This window comes from Azospirillum ramasamyi (assembly GCF_003233655.1).
In the GTDB taxonomy this organism is placed as follows: domain Bacteria; phylum Pseudomonadota; class Alphaproteobacteria; order Azospirillales; family Azospirillaceae; genus Azospirillum; species Azospirillum ramasamyi.
Genome location: NZ_CP029833.1, coordinates 182,587 through 203,444 on the forward strand (window position 1 = coordinate 182,587; position 20,858 = coordinate 203,444).

Sequence of the window (20,858 nt, forward strand, 5' to 3'; positions counted from 1 at the left end):
TTTGGTCAGGACTTCAGATTACGCTTGTTGACGCGGCGGGCGATCAGGTCGCCCGTCGACTGGACGATCTGCACCAGCACGATCAGCACGATGACCACCGCCAGCATCACCTCCGGCAGGAAGCGCTGATAGCCGTAGCGGATGCCGAGATCGCCCAGTCCCCCGCCGCCGACCGCGCCGACCATGGCGGAATAGCCGATCAGGCTGACCGCCGACAGGGTCAGGCCGGCGACGATGCCCGGCAGGGCTTCCGGCAGCAGAACCTTGCGGATGATCTGGAACGGCGTGGCGCCCATCGCCTGCGCCGCCTCGACCAGCCCGCGGTCGACCTCGCGCACCGCATTCTCCACCACGCGGGCGATGAAGGGCGCGGCGGCGACGGTCAGCGGCACGATGGCGGCGCTGGTGCCGATGGAGGTGCCGGCGATCAGCCGGGTGAAGGGGATGATCGCCACCACCAGGATGATGAAGGGGGTGGAGCGGGTCATGTTCACCACCGCCCCCATCACCTTGTTGAAGGCGAAGTTCTGCAGCAGCTCGCCCCGCCCGGTGACGGCCAGCATCACGCCGATGGGAAGCCCGATCAGCGTCCCGATGGCGCCCGACACCGCCACCATGTGCAGCGTGTCGATCAGCCCCTTGATCAGCAGGTCAATGATTTGCGGGGAGAGCATGGCCCAACACCTCGACGCCCAGATTGTTCTCTTTCACCAGTGCCATGGCGGCATCGACCTTGGCCTGATCGCCCAGCGCCTCCACCACCAGCGTGCCGAAGGGCGCGCCCTGGATCTCGTCGATCTGGCCGTGCCAGATGTTCAGGTCCAGGTTCAGCTGGCGGCTGATGGCGCTGATGACCGGGGTGGTCGCCTTCTCGCCGGTGAAGGTGATGCGCAGCACCGGATTGCTGCCGGCGCCGGGCCGGGGCGACAGCCGGTCGCGCAGGCTGTCGGGAATCCCGCGGTTGATGACGGGATCGACGAAGCTGCGGGTGGTCGGATGCCTGGGATGGGCGAAGATGTCGAAGACCGGCCCCTGCTCGATCACCCGGCCGCCCTCCATCACCGCCACCTTGTGGCAGATCTCCTTGATGACGGCGATCTCGTGGGTGATCAGCACGATGGTCAGGCCGAGCCGGCGGTTGATGTCGCCCAGCAGATGCAGGATCTGCGTCGTCGTCTCCGGGTCGAGCGCGGAGGTCGCCTCGTCCGACAGCAGCACCTTCGGCTTGCTGGCCAGCGCGCGGGCGATGCCGACGCGCTGCTTCTGCCCGCCCGACAGCTCCGCCGGGTAGCGGTTGCGCTTGTCGGCCAGCCCGACGAGGTCGAGCAGCGGCTCCACCGTCCGGCCGATCTCCGCCTTGGCCATGCCGGCCAGTTCCAGCGGCAGCGCCACATTGTCGAAGACGGTGCGCGAGGACAGCAGGTTGAAGTGCTGGAAGATCATGCCGATGGAATGGCGGGCCTGCCGCAGTTCCGCCGCCGACAGGGTGGTCATCTCCACCCCATCCACCGTGACGCTGCCCGAGGTCGGGCTTTCCAGCAGGTTGACCGTCCGCAGCAGGGTGGACTTGCCGGCGCCCGACCGGCCGATGATCCCGAAGACCTCGCCGCGTCCGATGGAGAGGTCGATGTCGGCCAGCGCGTGGACCGGAGCCCCGCCGCCACGGGCGGCATAAGTCTTGTGAATGTTTGTTAGCGTTATCATCTTTTATTCGGCAAAAGGGGACGTCCAGCGTCCCCCCAGCCCCCTCACCAAGTCGGAACGATGGAACCGTTGAAGCGCGTTTCGATAAACTGCCGCACTTCGGGCGAACGATACAGCGCAATGAAGCGCTTGATCGTCGGGTCTTCCATGCGATCCTTGCGGACCGCCCAGACCAGATGCCACTTCGACTGGTCATCCTCAAGCAGCAGGGCCTGCTTCGGCTCCAGCCCGGCCAGCACGGCATAGTTGAGGGTGATGACCGACGCATCCACGTCGTCGAGCGACCGCGGAAGCTGGGCGGCGTCCAGTTCCACCAGCTTGATGCCCTTGGGATTCACGATGTCGGCGATGGAGGTGTTCAGGCCGGCGCCGTCCTTCAGCCCGATCACGCCGGCCTTGGCCAGCAGGAACAGGGCGCGGGCTCCGTTGGTCGGATCGTTGGGGATCGACACCGAGGCGCCCGGCTTCAGGTCGGCCAGCGCCTTCACCTTGCTGCTGTAGACGCCCATCGGCACCACGACGCTCTTGGCGACGGAGACGATGTCGTAGCCGCGCTGCTTCACCTGATTGTCCAGGAAGGGCTGGTGCTGGAAGTTGTTGGCGTCGATGTCGCCGGCCTGCAGCGCCGCGTTCGGCATGTTCCAGTCCGTGAACTCGATCACCTGGGCCTCGATGCCCTCCTTGGCGGCCAGCTTGGCGGTGAATTCCAGGATCTCGCCATAGGGGCCGGCCGACACGCCGAGCTTCAGCGGGGCGGCGAAAGCGGAGGTCGCGGCGGTCAGCAGGCCGGCGGCGACGGCCACCGACATCAGGATGCGCTTCATTTGGACTTTCCTCAGGGTTTTGGCGGCAGGATTTTGGCGGCAGGATTTTGGGGGCGGGTTCTGTGTTGCGGGCTCAGCGGCGCCGGGTGTCGGGCAACCGGCTGTAATGCTGGTGGGCGGCGCGCTGGGCCTGTCCGACATTGCGGAAGACGCGGCGGTCGAGATCGCGGAAAGCCCAATCGGACACGAAGAAGGTGAAGCCGCCGCGCTCGGCGACGACGATGCCGGCGGACCGGCCCTGCACTTCGATGGCGTAGGCGTTGGCATGGGACATGGCGAGGCTCTCCCCCGGCGCGGCAGGCCCCTGGCGGATGCGGGGCGGCAGCGGCGCGAATGCGTTCGGATCTGGCGGATATGCGGAAGGGCGCTGTGTCTTGGGGCCGCGAGGTCAGCGGCAACACAGGCCCGGGCGCATCATGCAGGCCGGGAAGAAGGTCCGAAGCACGGATGGGGGAGCGGAAACTCGCGATGTCATTCCGGTCTCTCCTTCTTGAAGAGGTCCACGACCGGTATCGTGGCGCTTTAGCGTTTGGTGACGCGGCGCAAGCTGCAGAGGTCAAATTGCCGCGGGATCCCCGGCGGGGCGTCCATGGGTTTTTATCTATCCTTTCGCTGGAGTTCCGTCAAACCCATTTTTTCAATTTTGTGTGAAATATGATATTCAACGTTTTGATATCGTAGAATGTCTCCTGCGCCACAGCGGCAGGTGACGGGCGCGTGGAATGTGCTATCTATCGCGTCGATGGTTCATCCGGGCCCTGCACACGGTCCCGGCGAGCGAAGCGAGGAGAGTGTCTTGTCCGCCGATCCCAGTCTCCAAGGGGTGACGGCCGCCGCGGTGGCCGCACCGGCCGCCACAACGGTCGACGACCAGCTGGTGCTGGCCCTGCCCAAGGGCCGCATCCTGAAGGAGCTGCGCCCGCTGCTGTCCCATGCCGGCATCCATCCCGAGCCGGCCTTCGACGACGACAAGAGCCGGCTCCTGCGCTTCGCCACCAATGTGCCGAACCTCAGCATCATCCGCGTCCGCTCCTTCGACGTGGCGACCTTCGTCGCCTTCGGCGCCGCCCATCTGGGCGTGGCGGGCAACGACGTGCTGATGGAATTCGACTACCCGGAGATCTACGCCCCGCTCGACCTCGGCATCGGCGCCTGCCGCCTGTCGGTCGCCGAGCCGGTGGAGATGATGGAGGGCGACGATCCGTCGCGCTGGAGCCATGTGCGCGTCGCCACCAAATACCCGGAGGTGACCAAGCGTCACTTCGCCTCCCGCGGCGTCCAGGCCGAATGCGTCAAGCTGAACGGCGCGATGGAACTGGCCCCGACGCTGGGCCTGTGCCGCCGCATCGTCGATCTGGTCTCCACCGGCTCGACGCTGAAGGCCAACGGGCTGGTGGAGGTGGAGCATATCGCCGACGTCACCTCGCGCCTGATCGTCAACCGCGCCGCCTTCAAGACGCGGACGGCCGAGATTTCTCAGTGGATCGACAAGTTCCGGGAGGCGGTGAATGCCCGTCAGGCTTGATGTTCGCGACGCGGGGTTCGCCGCCGGCTTCGAGGCGCTGCTGCACGCCAAGCGCGAGGCCAGCGAGGATGTCCAGACTCTGGTCGCCGGCGTCATCGATCAGGTCCGCACCCGCGGCGACGACGCCCTGATCGACTATACCGCCCGCTGGGACCGCCTGACCCTGACGGCGGACACCCTGCGCATCGGCCGGGACGAGATCGACGCCGCCACGGCCAAATGCTCGGCCGAAACGCTGGAGGCGCTGGACCTCGCCGCCGCGCGGATCGAGGAGTTCCACCGCCGCCAGATCCCGGAGGTCACCGACTATCGCGACGCCGCCGGCGTGCGGCTGGGCGCGCGCTGGACGCCGGTCGGCGCCGTGGGCCTCTATGTGCCGGGCGGCACCGCCTCCTACCCGTCCTCGGTGCTGATGAACGCCCTGCCGGCCAAGGTGGCCGGCGTGGAGCGCGTCGTCATGGTGGTGCCGACGCCGGACGGGGCGATCAACCCGCTGGTGCTGGCCGCCGCCAAGCGCTGCGGCATCGACGAGATCTACCGCATCGGCGGCGCCCAGGCGGTCGCGGCGCTGGCCCACGGCACGGCGACGATCCGGCCGGTGGACAAGATCGTCGGCCCCGGCAACGCCTTCGTCGCCGCCGCCAAGCGGCAGGTCTACGGCCTCGTCGGCATCGACAGCATCGCCGGCCCGTCGGAAATCCTGGTGGTGGCCGACGGCCAGAACGATCCGGCCTGGATCGCCATGGACCTGCTGTCGCAGGCCGAACACGACACGTCGGCCCAGTCGATCCTGATCACCGACGACGCCGCCTTCGCCGACGCGGTCGCGGCGGCCGTCGACAAGCATCTGGAAACGCTGCCGCGCACGGCGATCGCCGGGGAAAGCTGGCGCGAGCATGGCGCCATCGTCCTGGTCGGCGACCTGCTGGCCGACGCGCCGGCCCTGGTCGACCGTCTGGCGCCGGAGCATCTGGAACTGGCCGTCGAGGATCCGGACGCGCTGGCGGCCCGGATCCGCAATGCCGGCGCCATCTTCCTCGGCCGCTACACGCCGGAGGCCATCGGCGACTATGTGGCCGGGCCGAACCATGTGCTGCCGACGGCGCGCAGCGCCCGCTTCTCCTCCGGCCTCAACGTGCTGGACTTCATGAAGCGGACGACCTTCGTCGCCTGCGACGCCCAAAGCCTGCAGGCCATCGGCCCGGCGGCGGTGACGCTGGCGATGGCCGAGGGGCTGGAGGCGCATGCGCGCTCGGTCGCTCAGCGGCTGCCGGGTTACAACGGGTTATAAAGCGTGGCAAGCAGGGGAGGCGGGGCGTGACGACGGCGAAAAGCAAGCGGCGCATCACCCATGTGACGCTCGACGAGCGGAGTGTCGTCCGCCACAAGCCCGAGGTGGAGCATGAGCGCGCCGTCGCCATCTTCGACCTTCTGGAAGACAACGAGTTCTGCCCCTGCGAGTTCGCGGAGGAAGGGCCCTACCACCTGCACCTGTCGATCGAGGACAACCGGCTGGTCTTCGACATCCGGCGCGAGGACAACAGCGAACTCGACAGGCTGATGCTGCCGATCACCGGCTTCCGGTCGATCGTCCGCGATTACTTCCTGATCTGCGAGAGCTATTACGCCGCCATCAAGCGCTCCACGCCATCGCAGATCGAAGCCATCGACATGGGCCGCCGCGGCCTGCACAACGAGGGGTCCGAGATGCTGCGTGAACGGCTGGTCGGCAAGGTGGAGATGGACCTGCAGACCGCGCGCCGGCTGTTCACGCTGATCTGCGTCCTGCACATCCGCGGCTGACGGGTCGGGCAAGGCCATGGCGGCGACCCCGGTCCTCACCCCCCTGCCGGTGACGAGCGTCTTGTTCGCCTGCACCTACAACATGATCCGTTCGCCGATGGCGGCGGCGATGATGCGCCATTACCACGGCACGCGCATCTATGTGGATTCGGTCGGCGTCCGCGAGGGCGACGAGGTCGATCCCTTCGCCGTCGCGGTGATGGAGGAGATCGGCATCGACCTGTCCAAGCACCGCTGTCGCACCTTCGAGGATCTGGAAGACACCAATTTCGACCTGATCGTCTCGCTGTCGCCCGAGGCGCAGCACCGCGCCATCGAGATGACGCGCACCATGGCCTGCGACGTGGAGTTCTGGAACACCTTCGACCCCACCCTGGTCGACGGCACCCGCGACGCCATGCTGGAAGCCTACCGGCAGGTTCGCGACGGCATGTTGGCCAAGGTCAAGCAGCGCTTCCCGCTGACGCGCGGACCGACGGTATAACGGCGGCCGGGTGGCCCCGCTCCGCCCCCGACACACGGCATGGTCGGTTACATTTTTGGCATTTTGCAACTTTTGCACTACAGCCTGTTCCCAATGCCTCCTGCGCAATGCTATTGAGCTGTGTCATCGCAACGCACTGCGTGCCGGCCTTAGGCTCGGGTGTGTCGACGCCCTCCCGCGGAGAGCCCCTGATCCATGCCCGCCGGCCTGCTGCCCCGCCTCCTCCGCGCCCTCAGTCCGCGCAGCCTGCGCGCACGCCTGATGGGCGTCGTGCTGGCGTCGCTGGCGCTTCCGCTGGCGGGCGCGCTCTATCTGGCGGACCAGCAGCTCGACGACCGCATCGAGGCGGCGCGCGAACTGGCCCTGCACCTCGCCGACGACGGGGTGGAGCGCCAGCGCGACCTGATCGGGGAGGCGCGCAACCTGCTGGGCGTGCTGTCGCTGGTTCCGGCGATCCGTGACGCGACGCCCACCCAGACCGATGCCTGCGTCGCCACCCTGGCGCCGATGCCGCGCCAGCACCGCTGGACCACCGGCGTCTGGCTGACCGACGCCGACGGCAACATCATCTGCGACACCACCGGCCCCGGCGCCGGCATCTCGCTCCGGGAACGCGAGTATTTCCAGCGCGTCCTCGACACGAAGAACTGGGTGGTCAGCGACTTCATCATCGGCAAGCGCTCGCTGAAACCGCTGATCATCGTCGCCAGCCCGATCATCGAGAACGGGCGGATCGTCCGCGTGATCGGCGTGGCGGTCGACCTCACCTGGCTGACCGATCTGGTGAAGGTGCTGAAGCAGACGGACGCCCGCGTCATGGTGCTGGACCGCCACGGCGTGATCGTGGCCCGCCAGCCGGACCCGGAGGGCTGGCTGAACCGCAACGTCTCCCAGTTGCCGCATGTCCAGCGCATGCTGCGCGAACGCAACGGCGCCTTGGATGCCGAAAGCGCCGACGGCCGCGGCCGGCTGTGGGCCTTCCGCCATTCGACCGACACAGACACCGTCTTCGCCGTCGGCATGCCGACCGCCCCGATCCTCGCGGAGGCGCGGCGCGATCTGTGGCAGAGCCTGGGCCTGCTCGCCGTCGCCGGGCTGGTCAGCGTCATCGCGCTGTGGGGGCTGCTGCGCGCGTCGGTCCTGCGCTGGGTGTGGGAGCTGGGAAGCGCCGCCACCCGGATCGGCGACGGCGGCGGCGGCACCGTGATCGAGGCCGACCGCGCCCCGCACGAACTCCGCGTCGTCTCCCACGCCTTCAACGACATGTCGCGCCGCCTGAAGCAGCGCGAACAGGAATTGCGCTCCGCCATGGAGGAGGCGCGGGCCGGCAGCCGCGCCAAGGAGGAATTCCTCGCCACCATGAGCCACGAGATCCGCACGCCGATGAACGGCGTGATCGGCTTCGCGGAAATGCTGCTGGAAACCCCGCTGACCACCGAACAGCGCCGCTACGCCTCGCAGGTGCGCGACGCCGGCCGCTCGCTGCTGACCGTCATCAACGACGTGCTCGACCTGTCGAAGCTGGAGGCCGGGCGGCTCGATCTGGTCAGCGTGCCGTTCCGGCTTGACGACCTGGCCGACCGCTGCGTCGCCATCGTCCGGCTCGCCGCCGAACAGAAGGGGCTGGAGATCCAGACCACCATCTCCGCCACCGCCCGCGGCTTCGTCATGGGCGATCCCGACCGGCTGCGCCAGATCCTGCTGAACCTGCTGGGCAACGCGGTGAAGTTCACCGACCGCGGTTCGGTCCGGCTGACGGTGAGGGCGGTGGAAGATGACGGCAGCAGTTTGGGGGGCAGCAGGTCCGGGGGCCGGCCGGGTGCCAGCCGCATCTGCACCTTCACCGTCACCGACACCGGGATCGGCATCGCCGCCGACCGGCAGCGCGACCTGTTCCAGCGCTTCACCCAGTTGGAGCGCGGGCGCGGCGGCACCGGGCTGGGCCTTGCCATCTGCCACCGGCTGGTGGAGCTGATGGGCGGCGAGATCGGCATGGACAGCAAGCTGGGCGCCGGCAGCACCTTCTGGTTCTCGCTGCCGCTGCAGCCCGCCGGCAGCGCCGCCGTCCAGCCGGACAGCATCGCCGTCTCCGGCATAGAGCCGGGAAGCCCCGGCGTACGCATCCTGCTGGCCGAGGATCTGGCGATGAACCGCGATCTGGCGATGACCATGCTGACCAAGGCCGGGCATCATGTCGACGCCGTGGTCGACGGCGCCGCCGCCGTCGCCGCCGTGCAGGAACAGACCTACGACATCGTGCTGATGGACGTGCAGATGCCGGTGATGGACGGGTTGGAGGCCACCCGCCGCATCCGCGCCCTGCCCGCTCCGGTCGGCGGGATTCCGATCCTGGCCCTGACCGCCGGCGTGATGCAGGTGGAGGTCGAGCGCTGCCTGCAGGCGGGCATGAACGCGCATCTGCCCAAGCCGCTGGAGAAGTCGAAGCTCCTGGCCGCCATCGGCCGCTGGGCCAGTCCCGATGACGGCTCCACACACGACTCCGACCACGATGGATTTGGCCAGGACGGATTTGGTCAGGAGCAGGGTGGGGGCAACCCCGGCGCTCCGCATCCGCGGTTGATCGCGCACAGCTGACGAGTCGGTGCTATAGTGCCTGCACCGTCCAGGCGGCGCACACACTCCCGATGCGCGTCCGGGCGGAGTTTGACCCCGGCAGGCTCTGCCGGCCTGCAGCGAAGTGTATGCCATGAAGGTTGCGCAGCCCCCTCTCGCGCCCGTTCCGGAGCGCAAGCCCGACGCCCCTCCGCCGCAGGCCGATGGGGCCGCTGCCGGGCGGTCCTTCCGCGACTCGCTGGCCCAGACCCCGCAAGCCCGTTCGGAAAGCGTCCCGGTCGGCCGGCTCGCCAACGGCCAGAAGGCGCCGCCCCTGCCCTTGGGCAAGCCGGCGGCCCCGGTCCTGCTGGAGGACGGCACCCAAGTTCCCCTTCCGGCGGCGAAGCCGGCGACGCCCATCCGGCTGGCCGACGGCACCACCGTGCCGATGCCAGCCGCCAAGCCCGCCACCAAGCCCGGCGCCCCCGTCCTGCTGGCCGCCGAAACCGGCCCGGCGACGGCGGAGCCGCCCCGCGCGCCCCTGCCCGGACTGAAACCGGCGGTTCCGGCCCCGGTGCCAAGCTCCGCCAGGGTGGCGGAGGCCGTGGAGGCGATGACCTCCGACAATCCGACCGCCGCGCGGGTGCTCGTCGCCTCCCAGCAGGTCGCCGGCCTGTCCGGCCACAGCTTCACCGCCATCCTGGCCCAGGCGACGCAGGAAAGCGGGCTGGACAGCGCGGCGAAGAACAGCCGCAGCTCGGCCGCCGGGCCGTTCCAGTTCCTGGAATCCACCTGGCTCGATCTGTTCCGCCGCCATGGCGCCGCCTATGGGCAAGGTGAACTCGCCTCGCACATCCAGGTTCGCAACGGCGTGTCCAGCGTCAAGGATCCGGCGATCCGCCGCCAGATCCTGGAACTGCGCCACGATGTCGACCTGTCGGCCGGCATGGCCGCCCGCTATCTTGCCGAGGGGCGCGACGCGCTGGAGAAGCGGCTGGGCCGCCGGGCCAGCGAATCGGAGAGCCGCATGGCCTATGTTCTGGGCTCCGGCGGGGCGGCGAAGCTGATCCGCGCCGCCGAATCGACGCCCGGCGCCATTGCCGCCGACCTGCTGCCGAGCGCCGCGAAGTCGAATCACAACCTCTTCCACGACCGCTCCAGCGGCCGCGCCCTGACCGCGGCGGAAACCGTGAGCCGCCTGACGCGGCGCATGGAGATCGACCAGCGCGAGATGTTCGCGGCCATCGGCCAGGCGCTGGAACGGCCGCGCCGCCTGGACGAAGGCAGCGCATCGCCGCTCAACCCGCATCGGTCGGTCTGACGACGGGGCACGGGAAGCGGTCCCGGAGGGCCGTCCGGCCCGCGACGCGGGGCTGCCCCGCGTCGCGGGGCTGCGGCCTAACGCATCGCGGATGGGAATCCCACTTGACCCGGCGGCTTTGGAAGGTCAGTTATTGCCGCGAAACTATTAGGACGGACATAAGGGCCTATGGCAAAGGAAGATCTGATCGAGTTTTCCGGGACCGTCGTCGAATTGCTTCCGAACGCGATGTTCCGGGTGAAGCTCGACAACGATCACGAGGTTCTCGCGCACACCTCTGGCAAGATGCGTAAGAACCGGATTCGCGTCCTGGCCGGCGACCGCGTCAATGTGGAAATGACGCCGTACGACCTGACCAAGGGCCGCATCACCTTCCGGTTCAAGTAGCATCCTTGCTGCATCGCGGTTCCCCGTGACGATCCCGTCCAAGGCGCCCCGGCTGGTGCTGGCCTCGGCCTCGCCCCGCCGGCTCGACCTGTTGCGCCAGATCGGCATCGTGCCCGACGCGGTCGATCCCGCCGATCTCGACGAAGCGCCGTTGCGCGACGAACTCCCGCCCCAGCACGCCTTGCGTCTGGCGGCGGAGAAGGCGTCGTGCGTCGCCGCGCGTCATCCCGATTCGTGGATTCTCGCCGCCGACACCGTGGTCGCCTGCGGCCGCCGCATCCTGCCCAAGGCCGAGCGGGAGGAGGAGGCGCGACGCTGCCTCTCCCTGCTGTCCGGCCGGCGGCACCGGGTGCTGGGCGGCATCGTCCTGCTGGTCCCCGAGGCCGACGGAGAGGGCCACCGCCGGATCGACCGGCTGGTCCGCACCGACGTCACCTTCAAGGTGCTCGACCGGACGGAGACCGACGCCTACATCGCGTCCGGCGAATGGAAGGGCAAAGCCGGCGGCTATGCCATCCAGGGCCGGGCGGCGGCGCTGGTGCGCTGGATCGGCGGCTCCTACAGCAATGTCGTCGGGCTATCGCTCCACGAAGTCGCCGGCATGCTGCACGGCGCCGGCTTCCCTTCCCCCGCCTCTCCTGAGCGATGAGCAGGCTTGAGCTGCTGGTCGACCGCGACGGTCCGCTGACGCGGGCGGCGGTGCTGGCCGACGGCCGCCTGACCGACCTGCACATCGACCATGCCGACCGCCCGTCGCTGCTGGGCGCCGTCATCCTGGGCCGGGTGGAGCGCATCGCCACCGGCCTGAACGGCGCCTTCATCGACCTGGGAAGCGGCCTGTCCGGTCTGCTTCCCGCCGCCGACGTGCGCCGCCCCGTCCTCGACGACGACTCCCCCCTATCGCGCTCCCATCCCCGTCCGGGGTCGAAGCCGGCCGCCATCGGCGCGCTGCTGCGCACCGGCCAGCCGGTGGTGGTGCAGGTGAAGGCCGACGCCGCAGGGGCCAAGGGGCCATCGCTGACGATGGACATCACCCTGCCCGGCCGTTTCCTGGTGCATGCGCCGCTCGGCCGCGACATCTCGGTGTCGAAGCGCCTGGGCAGCGGCCCGGAGCGCGCGGCGCTCGCCCGGCGCATCGAGGGGCTTGCCACCGGCGCCGGCTGGATCGTCCGCGCCGGGGCCGCCCAGGTACCGGACGAGCTTCTGGCCGCCGAATCGGAGGCGCTGCACCTGCAATGGCGCGCCATCCGCGACGACGCCCGCGCCGGTTCCGCCCCCCGCCTGCTGCATTCCGGCCCCGACGCCCCCACCCGCGCCCTGATCGAGCAGGGAGCCGCCGCACCCGCTTCCATCATCGTCGACGACCCGGTTCCGGCCGGCGGCATCGCCGTCGGCGAGGGGCCGCTGCTGTCGGGCCTGCGCGGCTGGTGCGACCGCCACGCTCCCGACCTGCTGCCCCGCCTGACCGCCCACAGGGCTTCCCAGCGCCTGTTCGACCTGCGCGACCTCGACTCTGCGATCGCAGAGCTTCTCGACGTCAGGGTGCCGCTGCCGCAGGGAGGTTCGCTGGTGATCGAGCGGACGGAGGCGCTGACGGTGGTGGACGTCAATGCCGGAGAGCGCGGTAACCCGGTGGACGTCAACATCGACGCCGCGGCGGAGATCGCCCGCCAGCTTCGCCTGCGCAATGTCGGCGGCATCGTGGTGGTGGATTTCGTCAACATGCGCGGCCGCGGCGATGCCGAACGCGTGCTGGCCGCCTTGTCGCATGCGGTGGAAAGCGACCCGGTGCAGACCCAAGTCTATGGCATGTCGAAGCTGGGCCTGGTCGAGCTGACCCGCGCCCGCCGCGGCACGCCGCTGGCCGCCCTGCTGCGTCCCTAGCCGCTTACAGTTCGTTACGGAGACCTTCCCTTGTCCGATCACCAGTTCCCCGGCGCCGAGCAGCGCCCCCATTCCCATGCGCCCTCCCGCGCCGGCGCCAAGGCGGGAGCCGGCACCCAATGCCCGATCTGCGGCCGCCCGTCCGAACCGGCCACCCGCCCCTTCTGTTCCAAGCGCTGTGCCGACATCGACCTGTCGCGCTGGCTGGGCGAAGGCTACCGCATTCCGGGCTCGGAAGCCCCGGTTCCGCCCCGCGAATCCGGCCTCGACGACGAGCCGTAAGGGGGTCGGAATTTTTCTGAATTTTTCTCTGGACAGCCCGTCCGAACCTCTCTAAAAAGCGCCCCACACGACGCGCCGCACCGACCGAAACGGTCACCCACCAAGCGGCGCCGGATGCCCAGGTAGCTCAGTTGGTAGAGCAGGGGACTGAAAATCCCCGTGTCGGCGGTTCGACTCCGTCCCTGGGCACCACCCTCCCTTCGAAGTTCAAGGTCAGGATGGTGTGCTCCGGTCAATCCAATTGACCGATATCTTCCTCCCCGACATCTGTTTCTTCGGCTTCTTTAAGCCGATCCAGAATCGAACCATCCGATACGCCCAAGTCCCGGCAGTTTCACTGCGAGGTCCAGCGGGTCGATACCGATGGTCAGGCCCAGCAGGTTGATCTCCAGCCCCTCCTCCAGAGCCAGCAGCAGGCCGGCGACGCCGAACAGGCTGATCTGCCAGCCGGTGCCGCTCGGCGCCCGTGCGAACAGGCCGTGGCCCAGATAATCCTTGCCCAGCGCGGTGGAGGGCAGGTCGAGCCGCAGTTCCGGCACGGCGCGGCCGACCCAGGCGGCGAAGGTGTTGCTGTTGGGGCCAGGCCAGACCCGGTACTCGCCGGCAAAGGGGTAGCTGGCGGCGGCCTCCGCGATCTTGGGAATCGCGGCTTCGGCGGCAGGGCCGCGCAGCTCCGCCAGCAGGGTGGGCTGGGCGCCGAACCAGCGGCCGTCGGGGTCGCGGTTGCTGACGGCCACCACCGGCAGGCCGCGATAGGCGCGCCAGCCGATCACCTCATAGACGGTGTAACTGCGCGCGCCGGCCGGCTTCACCGCGAACCAGGGATGCACGCCGAAGGCGCCGCGCCAGGACAGCACGCGCGCGGCATAGACCTGCACCACCGCCTCCGGCGTCGTCGCCGCATCGGGGGCGAGGCCCACCGGGCTGCGGTCGATGCGGCTCCAGTCGACGGCCGTCGGCACGGTTCCGGACGCAATGAGAAAGGCCGGCCCGGCGAGCAGCAGGACCAGCGTCAGCAGAAATGCCAGCAGCACCTTCAAAACCCTCACGCCCTGCCCCCGCGCGGACTCCACGCCCGCCTCCTATGTAGTCACCCGGATCACGGATTTCCGGTGACAGCGGAGAGACGGCGCAAGGCGGTCAGATGCTGTAATCGCCCTGCTGCAGGCTCTGGTCCATGGTGAGCGCGGGCGCCGGCTCGTCGCGGCACCAGCCGACGACCTTGGCGGGCACGCCGGCCACGGTGGCGCAGCCGGGCACGTCCTTCAGCACGACGCTGCCGGCGCCGACCTTGGCATGGGCGCCGATGGTGATGTTGCCCAGCACCTTGGCCCCGGCCGACAGCAGCACGCCGTCGCGGACCTTGGGGTGGCGGTCGCCATGCTCCTTGCCGGTGCCGCCCAGCGTGACGTTCTGCAGGATCGACACATCGTTGCCGATCACCGCGGTTTCGCCGATCACCACGCCGGTGCCATGGTCGATGAAGACGCCGCGCCCGACCGGAACCGCGGGATGGATGTCCACGGCGAAGGCCTCCGACACGCGGCTCTGCAGGAAATGGGCAAGGTCGTGGCGCTGGCGCTTCCACAGCCAGTTGGCGATGCGGTGCCATTGCAGGGCGTGAAAACCCTTGAAATAGAGGAAGGGGGTCAGGCAGCCGTCGGCGGCCGGATCGCGCGCCAGGATGGCGGCGAGGTCGGCGGCGGCGGCATCGACGATGGCCGGGTCTGACTCCATGGCGTCGCGCACCACGGCGGCCAGCCGGTCCTCCGGCATGGCGCGGTCGGCCAGCTTGCGCACCAGCAGCGCCGCCAGCGCCGGACCGAAGCCGTCGCGCGCCAGCACCGCGTCATACAGGAAGGGGGCGAGGCCGCTTTCCTCCTCCGCGACGCGGGCGGCATCGGCACGCAGGCGGCGCCAAAGCGACTGTTCGACCGACTCCGCCGCCTCCCGCATCGTCACGTCCAGGTTGTCCATCGCCATCACCCTTTCCCGCAGAGCGCGCCCGCCTGCCCGGCCATAGTCGCCCGCCATTTTCGAAGGATGTTACTGTGGTGAGGCGCCCCCGGTCCGGTCAAGGCCGTTGCCGTCAAGGCTGCCTCCCGCTGCGTCGTTGGCCTCCTTCCCGTCCTTGGCATGCGCCCGCCGGAAGGCCTGCGGCGACCGCCCCTCGCGCTTGGTGAAGAAGCGGGAGAAATAGGCCGGATCCTCGAAACCCAGGGCATAGCCGATCTCCGCCATGCCGTGGCTGGTGTAGATCAGCGACCGCCGGGCCTCCAGCATCAGCCGGGCATGGATCAGCTGCAGGGTCGACAGGCCGGTGACGCGGCGGCAGGCGGCGTTCAGCCGGCCCGGCGTGATCCCCAACTCTGCGGCATAGCGCTCCACCGGCCAATGCCGGTTGAACCGCTCGTCGATCATCGGCCGCAGCCGGGCGAGCAGCCGGACGTCGGCGGATTGCCCCAGCCCGTCGCGGGCCCCATCGTCGCGCCGCCCGGCTCTCAACCGCGCCACGGCGACCAGCAGCAGCATCACATGGGCGGCAATCGCGCTGGCCCGGCCGACATGGTGGGCGCGGAACTCCCGCCGGATCGCGGCGAAGGCATGGGACAGCGCCGCCGCCTCGTCCGATCCCTCTCCCAGATCCCAGGCCAGCGGCAGGGGCGGCGCATCGCGCAGTTCCGCCTCCGGCGCGGCGGCGAGCACGCCGGCCAGGAAGCCTTCCGACATGGTCAGCACATGGCCATCGGTGCCGGGGTCGAAGCGGAAGCCATGCACCACCTGAGCCGGCACGACGATGAGGGCGGGGGCGCGGAAGGCGGTGTCCACCCCGTCGGCAGTCAGCCGCCCGCCGCCGCCGGTGACCAGCAGCGCGTGGCTAAGCCCGTCGTGGCGGTGGGGGCGGACCTCCCAATTGTACAAGCGCATCCGTTCCGGGATCGTCTCGATATGGACGAAGCGCAGCTCCGGGACGGCCGGCGGCTCGCCATACAGCCAATAGCGGGGAATGGGTTCGGCGCTATGGGCTTGTTGGGCGGACATCGCACGGGCTCCGGCGGCCTGACGATGAAAAGTACAAGGCTTTCGGCGCTTCGTCCATGTCCCGCCATCCGCTTCCGGGAATAGCATGAACGCTGACAGTTGGTATCAGCAACAATCAGCCGGAACGCGCCGGCCCCGGTTTCCCGAAGAGGGCGAGAGACATGCAGACCACCGGATCGACCCGCACGCAGGTCGTCATCGTCGGCGCCGGCCCGGCTGGCCTGTTCCTGTCCCATCTGCTGCACCGCCAGGGCATCGAGTCGGTGATCCTGGAGCATCGCAGCCGCGAGGAGATCGAGGGCACCATCCGCGCCGGCGTGCTGGAGCAGTGGGTGGTCGACCTGATGAACGGGATGGGCCTGGGCGACCGCATGATGCGGGAGGGCCATTTCCACTCCGGCATCACCCTGCGGTTCGACCGCCGCAGCCATCACATCGACATGGCCGAGCTGACCGGCGGAAAGCGCGTCACCGTCTATGCCCAGCACGAGGTGATCCGCGACCTCGTCTCCGCCCGGCTGGAGGATGGCGGCAGCATCCTGTTCGGCGTGTCCGACGTGCAGTTCCACGACATCGACGGCAAGGCGCCGCGCGTCCGGTTCCGCCGCGGCCCCGACACCCCGGCGGAGGAACTGCGCTGCGACTTCATCGCCGGCTGCGACGGCTTCCACGGGCCGAGCCGGCAGGCGTTTCCCGCCGCCGCGCGCACCGAATACCAGATGATCTATCCCTTCGGCTGGCTCGGCATCCTGACCGAGGCGCCGCCGTCGCATCCCGAGCTGATCTACGCCAACCACGAGCGCGGCTTCGCCCTGCTCAGCACCCGCTCGCCGGAGGTGCAGCGGCTCTACATCCAGGTCGATCCCAAGGACGACATCGCCAACTGGTCCGACGACCGCATCTGGTCCGAACTGCACCGCCGGTTGGAGGACGACGGCGGCTGGACCCTGAAGGAAGGCCCGATCTTCCAGAAGGGCATCATCGCCATGCGCAGCTTCGTCTGCGATCCCATGCAGCATGGCCGCCTGTTCATCGCCGGCGACGCCGCCCACATCGTGCCGCCCACCGGCGCCAAGGGCCTGAACCTGGCGGTCGCCGACGTGCTCGTCCTGTCCCGCGCCATGACCGACTACTACAAGTCCGGCAGCACCGAGGGGCTGGACCGCTACAGCGCCACCTGCCTGCGCCGCATCTGGAAGGCGGAGCGCTTCTCCTGGTACATGACCACCATGCTGCACCGGAACGAGCAGGAGACGCCCTTCGAGCAGCGCGTGCATCTGGCGGAGTTGGACTATCTCGTCCACTCCCGCGCCGCGATGACGGCGCTGGCGGAGAATTACGTCGGGCTGCCGATGGAGTGAGGGGGGCTAACGCCGCTTCCACCCCCCGAAAATCCCGCCCTGCCCCCTGGCCCTTCCCACGTCCGCGCGCCATCATCCCCATCGACCGACACCGACAGCAAGGCCCGACGCGATGAAGCAGGTGATGTTCGTGGAACTCGGCATGGGGGTGGATCTGCACGGCCAGGACGTGACCAAGGCCGCCATCCGCGCCGTGCGCAACGCCATAGAGCGCAACTCCATGCCCGGCATGCGCGCCCTGGTGGACGGCGATACCGGCAAGATGCAGGTGCGCGTCCATCTCGCCGTTCCGGCCGATGCCGACCGGCTGGACCACGAGGCGGTGAAGGCCGTCTTCCCCTATGGCGCGGTCAGCATCCACGTCACCAACGGCGGAATGCTGGCGCCGAGCGGCATCTTCCTGGCCGACAAGAACGACCGCAACGAGCAGATCTACGTCGTCAACGCGGCGGTGGAGGTCGGGATCTAGCCAAGCCCGAATGCCGGCTCAGCCCCCGCGAGGCGCGGGCGGGGCGTTCGCCGCCTTTTCCGATCAGATGCTGTAATTGTCCGCGATCTCCGAGCGCAGCTGCTCCACCTGATCGCGGAACACCGAGCCGTCGCGGCCGGCGCTGTTGCGCACGTCGCGCACCACCCGCGCCGGGGTACCGCCCAGCACGATGATGCGGTCGGCCAGATGCACCGCCTCTTCCAGGTCGTGGGTGACGAACAGAACGGTCTTGCCGGTTTCCTGGTGGATGCGGCGCAGCTCGTCCTGCAGGTTGTGGCGGGTGATGGCGTCCAGCGCGCCGAAAGGCTCGTCCATCAGCAGGATGTCCGGATCCACCGCCATGGCGCGGGCGATGCCGACGCGCTGGCGCTGGCCGCCCGACAGCTCGTAGGGCCAGCGGCGGGCGTAGCCGTCGAGCCGGACCAGCTTCAGCGCGGCCTCCGCCCGTTGGCGGCGCTCGTCGCGGCCGACCGGCAGGCCTTCCAGCCCGAACTCCACGTTGCGGATCACCCGGCGCCAGGGCAGCAGGCGGGAATCCTGGAACACCAGCCCGACCGGGCGGTGGCCGGGTCGCTGGTCCTGGTGGATGGTGACGCCGCCGCTGCGGGCGGTGTGCAGCCCGGCGACGACGCGCAGCAGCGTGGACTTGCCGACGCCCGACGGGCCGACGATGGCGACGAAGCTGCCGCGCTCGACCGACATGTTGACGTCGACCAACACCGGCGGCGCGTCCTTGCCATAGCCGATCGACACGTCCTCCAGGTCGATGACCGACGAGGCGGCGGTCTTCGAGAAGGTCACCGCTGCCATGAGAGCACCCGCGACTGAACTTGCATGAACAGGAAATCCGACACGCCGTAGAGCAGCGCGATGGTGACCATGTAGAGCACGACGATGTGGGTCGCCAGCAGGCCCGACGCCTCCATCATCCGCATGCCGAGGCCGGAGATGCCGAACAGCTCGGCCGCCACCACCGTCATCCAGCCCTGCCCCAGACCGGCGCGCAGGCCCGACAGGATGCCCGGCAGCGCGCCGGGCAGGATGATCTTGAACAGGCGCGGGAACAGACCGCCCTGGCCGAAGGCATGGCCCAGCTCGATCAGGTCCTTGTCCACCCCGCGCACCGCGGCGTAGCTGGCGTAGTAGTTGATCCAGAACACCGTCAGCGCGATCAGGAAGGATGCCGCCGCCTCGCTGACGCCGAACCAGATGATGGCGAAGGGGATCCAGGCGATGGCCGGGATCGGGCGCAGCATGCGCACGACCCAGGCCTGGAGGGCGTCCCACTTGCCCCACAGCGCCGCCGCCGTGCCGAAGGAGACGCCGAGGAAGGCGCCCAGCGACAGCCCGACCAGATAGTGCGAGAGGCTGGCCATCACCATCGCCTGCCAGATGCCGCTCTTGAATTCGGCCAGGAAGGCGGCGGGCACGGCGCTCGGCGACGGCAGCAGCCGGGCCGGCACAATGCCGCTGCGCGCCACCGCTTCCCAAACCAGCAGGAAGACGATGACGCCCAGCGCCGACAGGGCGATCTTGTTGGTGGTCTTCATCGAACGAGCGTTCTTAGTTGGCGACGGCGTCGTAGAAGGTGAAATCGAAGGCCTCGGCCACCGGGATGGTCTCGCTGGCGGACCCGATCTCCTTGGTGAAGGCCATCATCTTCTCCACCGCCGGCACGACCTTGTGCGGGTCGGCGACGAACTTGGAACCCGGACCCTTGAAGGCCGCCTCCAGCGTCGCCGGTTCCATCAGGCCCTTGCCCAGATAGTTGTTCACCAGCTTGGCCGAGGCGGCCGGATCCTTGGCGATCAGGTCGACGGCGCGGATATGCGCCTTGATCAGCGCCTTGATGGCGTCGGGGTTCTTCTTCAGCACATCGGCGCGGGCGGAGACGACGGTGCCGGGCTGATCCGGGAACATCTGGGCGCCGGTGGCGACCAGCACGACGTTCGGGTCCATCTGCTGGGTGACGGTCACCGTCGGCTCGCGGATGGTGGCGGCGTCGAGCGCGCCGGCCAGCAGGGCCTGCTGCGTCTTCTCGATGCCCATCGGCACCAGTTCGACATCGGCCGGATCGACCTTCACCACCTTGAACAGCCAGTGCTTCAGCACCGTGTCGGGAACCGAGCCCGGCGGCTGGGTGCCGATCTTCGGCTTGCGGCCGGTGTCGGCGGCGAACTTCTTGAAGGCTTCGGCGGTCGGGTTGGCGCCGATCGCCTTGGCGAAGGGACCGCGGGCGGCCACCACCATCTCCTCCACCGCCGAGTTGGCGATGACGGAGATGTCGGCGCCCTTGGTGCGGGCGACCAGAACCGGGGCCACGCCGGCATAGAGCAGGTCGATCTGGCCGGCGGCCATCGCCTGGATGGCGTGCGGGCCGGATTCGAAGCGGGTCAGCTTCAGCTCGATCCCCGCCTCCTTGGCCCAACCCTGCCCGTCGACGATGAACAGCGGCGACGCGGCCAGGATCGGAATATAGCCGATCTCCAGCTTCACCGGGTCGGCGGCGCGCGCGGTGCCGGGCATGACGGCGACGGCCGATGCGGCAGCCGACGCGAGGGCGACCAGGGCGGCAAGGGTGGAGCGGCGGGTCAAGCGGAGCATCGGATCATCCTCGACTGGGGTTCCGACGCTATTTAGCACGATTGCGCGTTCGGGGAAGAGAGATTTTCACATATCCGCGCACGGGAATTGGTATTTGAACGAATTATTTGTGTGCTTTCTTGCGGTGGAAGCGCCCCGAAGCGCGGAGCGCCGTCATCGGGATCGCTGCCGCGCTGCGGGTCCGGACGGTTCGTGACGGCGCTTCTGCCCGGTTACAGCCCCTCCACCACGATCATCTTGAAGTCGGCGGCATCGCGCCGGGCCTCGCGCGCCTTGAGGTATTCCGGGCTGTCGTAGAAGGTCTTGGCCGTCGCCATGTCAGGGAATTCCAGGATGACGACGCGGTTGGGCTGCCAATCGCCCTCCAGCACCGCCGTCTCGCCGCCGCGGCTGAGGAAACGCCCGCCGTTCTTGGCGATCGCATCGGGGGTCAGCGACTTGTAGACCTCATAGGCGACCGGATCGGTCACGCGCACGTCGGCGATGATGTAGGCGGCCATGGTTTCCGCATCCTCTCTTGTCTTTTTTCGTCCCAAGGAAAAGGGCGCGGAAAGCTTCGCCTCCCGCGCCCTTCATGGTCAACCACGGAGGGAT

Annotated in this window: 23 protein-coding genes and 1 tRNA gene; 13 read left to right on the top strand and 11 right to left on the bottom strand. The window is 68.9% G+C overall.

The annotated features are described in order from the left end of the window. Positions 1–5 precede the first annotated feature (5 nt). The 4 genes from DM194_RS23095 to DM194_RS23110 all read right to left on the bottom strand — a co-directional run bounded on the left by DM194_RS23095 (position 6) and on the right by DM194_RS23110 (position 2,802). On the bottom strand, positions 6–674 hold the full coding sequence (locus DM194_RS23095; RefSeq protein WP_111069914.1) for a methionine ABC transporter permease: 669 nt from the start codon (positions 672–674) through the stop codon (positions 6–8). Then, the gene (locus DM194_RS23100) at positions 652–1,704 is read right to left on the bottom strand and encodes a methionine ABC transporter ATP-binding protein (RefSeq protein ID WP_111069915.1); all 1,053 of its coding nucleotides are present in this window, start codon (positions 1,702–1,704) and stop codon (positions 652–654) included. The genes DM194_RS23095 and DM194_RS23100 overlap by 23 nt, the downstream gene beginning before the upstream one ends. Before the next feature lie 44 nt (positions 1,705–1,748). Continuing rightward, the gene (locus tag DM194_RS23105; protein WP_111069916.1) at positions 1,749–2,528 is read right to left on the bottom strand and encodes a MetQ/NlpA family ABC transporter substrate-binding protein; all 780 of its coding nucleotides are present in this window, start codon (positions 2,526–2,528) and stop codon (positions 1,749–1,751) included. Between the two features lie 73 nt (positions 2,529–2,601). Then, the gene (locus tag DM194_RS23110; protein ID WP_045583820.1) at positions 2,602–2,802 is read right to left on the bottom strand and encodes a hypothetical protein; all 201 of its coding nucleotides are present in this window, start codon (positions 2,800–2,802) and stop codon (positions 2,602–2,604) included. A 468-nt stretch (positions 2,803–3,270) separates the two neighbouring features. Between DM194_RS23110 and hisG the strand changes: the two genes are divergently transcribed. The 11 genes from hisG (at position 3,271) to DM194_RS23165 (ending at position 12,959) form a co-directional block, all read left to right on the top strand. Then, the gene (hisG, locus tag DM194_RS23115; protein WP_246024609.1) at positions 3,271–4,053 is read left to right on the top strand and encodes an ATP phosphoribosyltransferase; all 783 of its coding nucleotides are present in this window, start codon (positions 3,271–3,273) and stop codon (positions 4,051–4,053) included. Then, positions 4,037–5,344 (top strand): histidinol dehydrogenase, encoded by a 1,308-nt coding sequence (hisD, locus tag DM194_RS23120; protein ID WP_111069917.1) that lies wholly within the window; start codon positions 4,037–4,039, stop codon positions 5,342–5,344. The genes hisG and hisD overlap by 17 nt, the downstream gene beginning before the upstream one ends. A 26-nt stretch (positions 5,345–5,370) precedes the next feature. Beyond that, positions 5,371–5,856 (top strand): UPF0262 family protein, encoded by a 486-nt coding sequence (locus DM194_RS23125; protein WP_111069918.1) that lies wholly within the window; start codon positions 5,371–5,373, stop codon positions 5,854–5,856. 16 nt (positions 5,857–5,872) lie between these two features. Beyond that, the gene (locus DM194_RS23130) at positions 5,873–6,340 is read left to right on the top strand and encodes an arsenate-mycothiol transferase ArsC (protein WP_111069919.1); all 468 of its coding nucleotides are present in this window, start codon (positions 5,873–5,875) and stop codon (positions 6,338–6,340) included. Between the two features lie 195 nt (positions 6,341–6,535). Further along, complete coding sequence (locus DM194_RS23135; RefSeq protein ID WP_246024610.1) at positions 6,536–8,935, top strand: hybrid sensor histidine kinase/response regulator; 2,400 nt, start codon at positions 6,536–6,538, stop codon at positions 8,933–8,935. A 112-nt stretch (positions 8,936–9,047) separates the two neighbouring features. Then, the gene (locus tag DM194_RS23140) at positions 9,048–10,214 is read left to right on the top strand and encodes a lysozyme family protein (RefSeq protein ID WP_111069920.1); all 1,167 of its coding nucleotides are present in this window, start codon (positions 9,048–9,050) and stop codon (positions 10,212–10,214) included. A gap of 168 nt (positions 10,215–10,382) precedes the next feature. Then, on the top strand, positions 10,383–10,601 hold the full coding sequence (infA, locus tag DM194_RS23145; protein ID WP_012977999.1) for a translation initiation factor IF-1: 219 nt from the start codon (positions 10,383–10,385) through the stop codon (positions 10,599–10,601). Positions 10,602–10,626: 25 nt separating this feature from the next. Beyond that, complete coding sequence (locus DM194_RS23150) at positions 10,627–11,250, top strand: Maf family protein (protein ID WP_111069921.1); 624 nt, start codon at positions 10,627–10,629, stop codon at positions 11,248–11,250. After that, on the top strand, positions 11,247–12,485 hold the full coding sequence (locus DM194_RS23155) for a ribonuclease E/G (protein WP_111069922.1): 1,239 nt from the start codon (positions 11,247–11,249) through the stop codon (positions 12,483–12,485). Before DM194_RS23150 ends, DM194_RS23155 begins: the two co-directional genes overlap by 4 nt. Before the next feature lie 30 nt (positions 12,486–12,515). Beyond that, the gene (locus tag DM194_RS29205) at positions 12,516–12,767 is read left to right on the top strand and encodes a DNA gyrase inhibitor YacG (protein ID WP_111069923.1); all 252 of its coding nucleotides are present in this window, start codon (positions 12,516–12,518) and stop codon (positions 12,765–12,767) included. A 116-nt stretch (positions 12,768–12,883) separates the two neighbouring features. Further along, positions 12,884–12,959, top strand: a tRNA-Phe gene (locus tag DM194_RS23165). Positions 12,960–13,051: 92 nt separating this feature from the next. On the opposite strand, the gene DM194_RS23170 is transcribed toward DM194_RS23165, so the two are convergent. From DM194_RS23170 to DM194_RS23180, 3 genes are all read right to left on the bottom strand, one after another. Next, the gene (locus tag DM194_RS23170) at positions 13,052–13,807 is read right to left on the bottom strand and encodes a DUF3750 domain-containing protein (protein ID WP_111069924.1); all 756 of its coding nucleotides are present in this window, start codon (positions 13,805–13,807) and stop codon (positions 13,052–13,054) included. Between the two features lie 100 nt (positions 13,808–13,907). Beyond that, positions 13,908–14,750: a serine O-acetyltransferase gene (cysE, locus tag DM194_RS23175; RefSeq protein WP_111069925.1), complete on the bottom strand. Its 843-nt coding sequence runs from the start codon at positions 14,748–14,750 to the stop codon at positions 13,908–13,910. A 63-nt stretch (positions 14,751–14,813) separates the two neighbouring features. Beyond that, positions 14,814–15,809: a helix-turn-helix domain-containing protein gene (locus tag DM194_RS23180; RefSeq protein ID WP_111069926.1), complete on the bottom strand. Its 996-nt coding sequence runs from the start codon at positions 15,807–15,809 to the stop codon at positions 14,814–14,816. A gap of 161 nt (positions 15,810–15,970) precedes the next feature. On the opposite strand from DM194_RS23180, the gene pobA reads away from it, so the two are divergent. Both pobA and DM194_RS23190 read left to right on the top strand, forming a co-directional pair. Then, positions 15,971–17,170: a 4-hydroxybenzoate 3-monooxygenase gene (pobA, locus tag DM194_RS23185; RefSeq protein WP_111069927.1), complete on the top strand. Its 1,200-nt coding sequence runs from the start codon at positions 15,971–15,973 to the stop codon at positions 17,168–17,170. Between the two features lie 112 nt (positions 17,171–17,282). Continuing rightward, a complete protein-coding gene (locus DM194_RS23190) occupies positions 17,283–17,639 on the top strand; it encodes a Lin0512 family protein (RefSeq protein WP_111069928.1) in 357 nt (118 codons plus the stop codon). Positions 17,640–17,702: 63 nt separating this feature from the next. On the opposite strand, the gene DM194_RS23195 is transcribed toward DM194_RS23190, so the two are convergent. The 4 genes from DM194_RS23195 to DM194_RS23210 form a co-directional block, all read right to left on the bottom strand. Beyond that, a complete protein-coding gene (locus tag DM194_RS23195) occupies positions 17,703–18,470 on the bottom strand; it encodes an ABC transporter ATP-binding protein (RefSeq protein WP_111069929.1) in 768 nt (255 codons plus the stop codon). After that, positions 18,458–19,210 carry an ABC transporter permease gene (locus DM194_RS23200; RefSeq protein ID WP_111069930.1) on the bottom strand — a complete coding sequence of 251 codons (753 nt, stop codon included), beginning with the start codon at positions 19,208–19,210 and terminating at the stop codon, positions 18,458–18,460. The genes DM194_RS23195 and DM194_RS23200 overlap by 13 nt, the downstream gene beginning before the upstream one ends. A gap of 13 nt (positions 19,211–19,223) precedes the next feature. Continuing rightward, complete coding sequence (locus DM194_RS23205; protein ID WP_111069931.1) at positions 19,224–20,264, bottom strand: ABC transporter substrate-binding protein; 1,041 nt, start codon at positions 20,262–20,264, stop codon at positions 19,224–19,226. A 212-nt stretch (positions 20,265–20,476) separates the two neighbouring features. After that, on the bottom strand, positions 20,477–20,764 hold the full coding sequence (locus DM194_RS23210) for a DUF1330 domain-containing protein (protein WP_111069932.1): 288 nt from the start codon (positions 20,762–20,764) through the stop codon (positions 20,477–20,479). Positions 20,765–20,858: the final 94 nt, after the last annotated feature.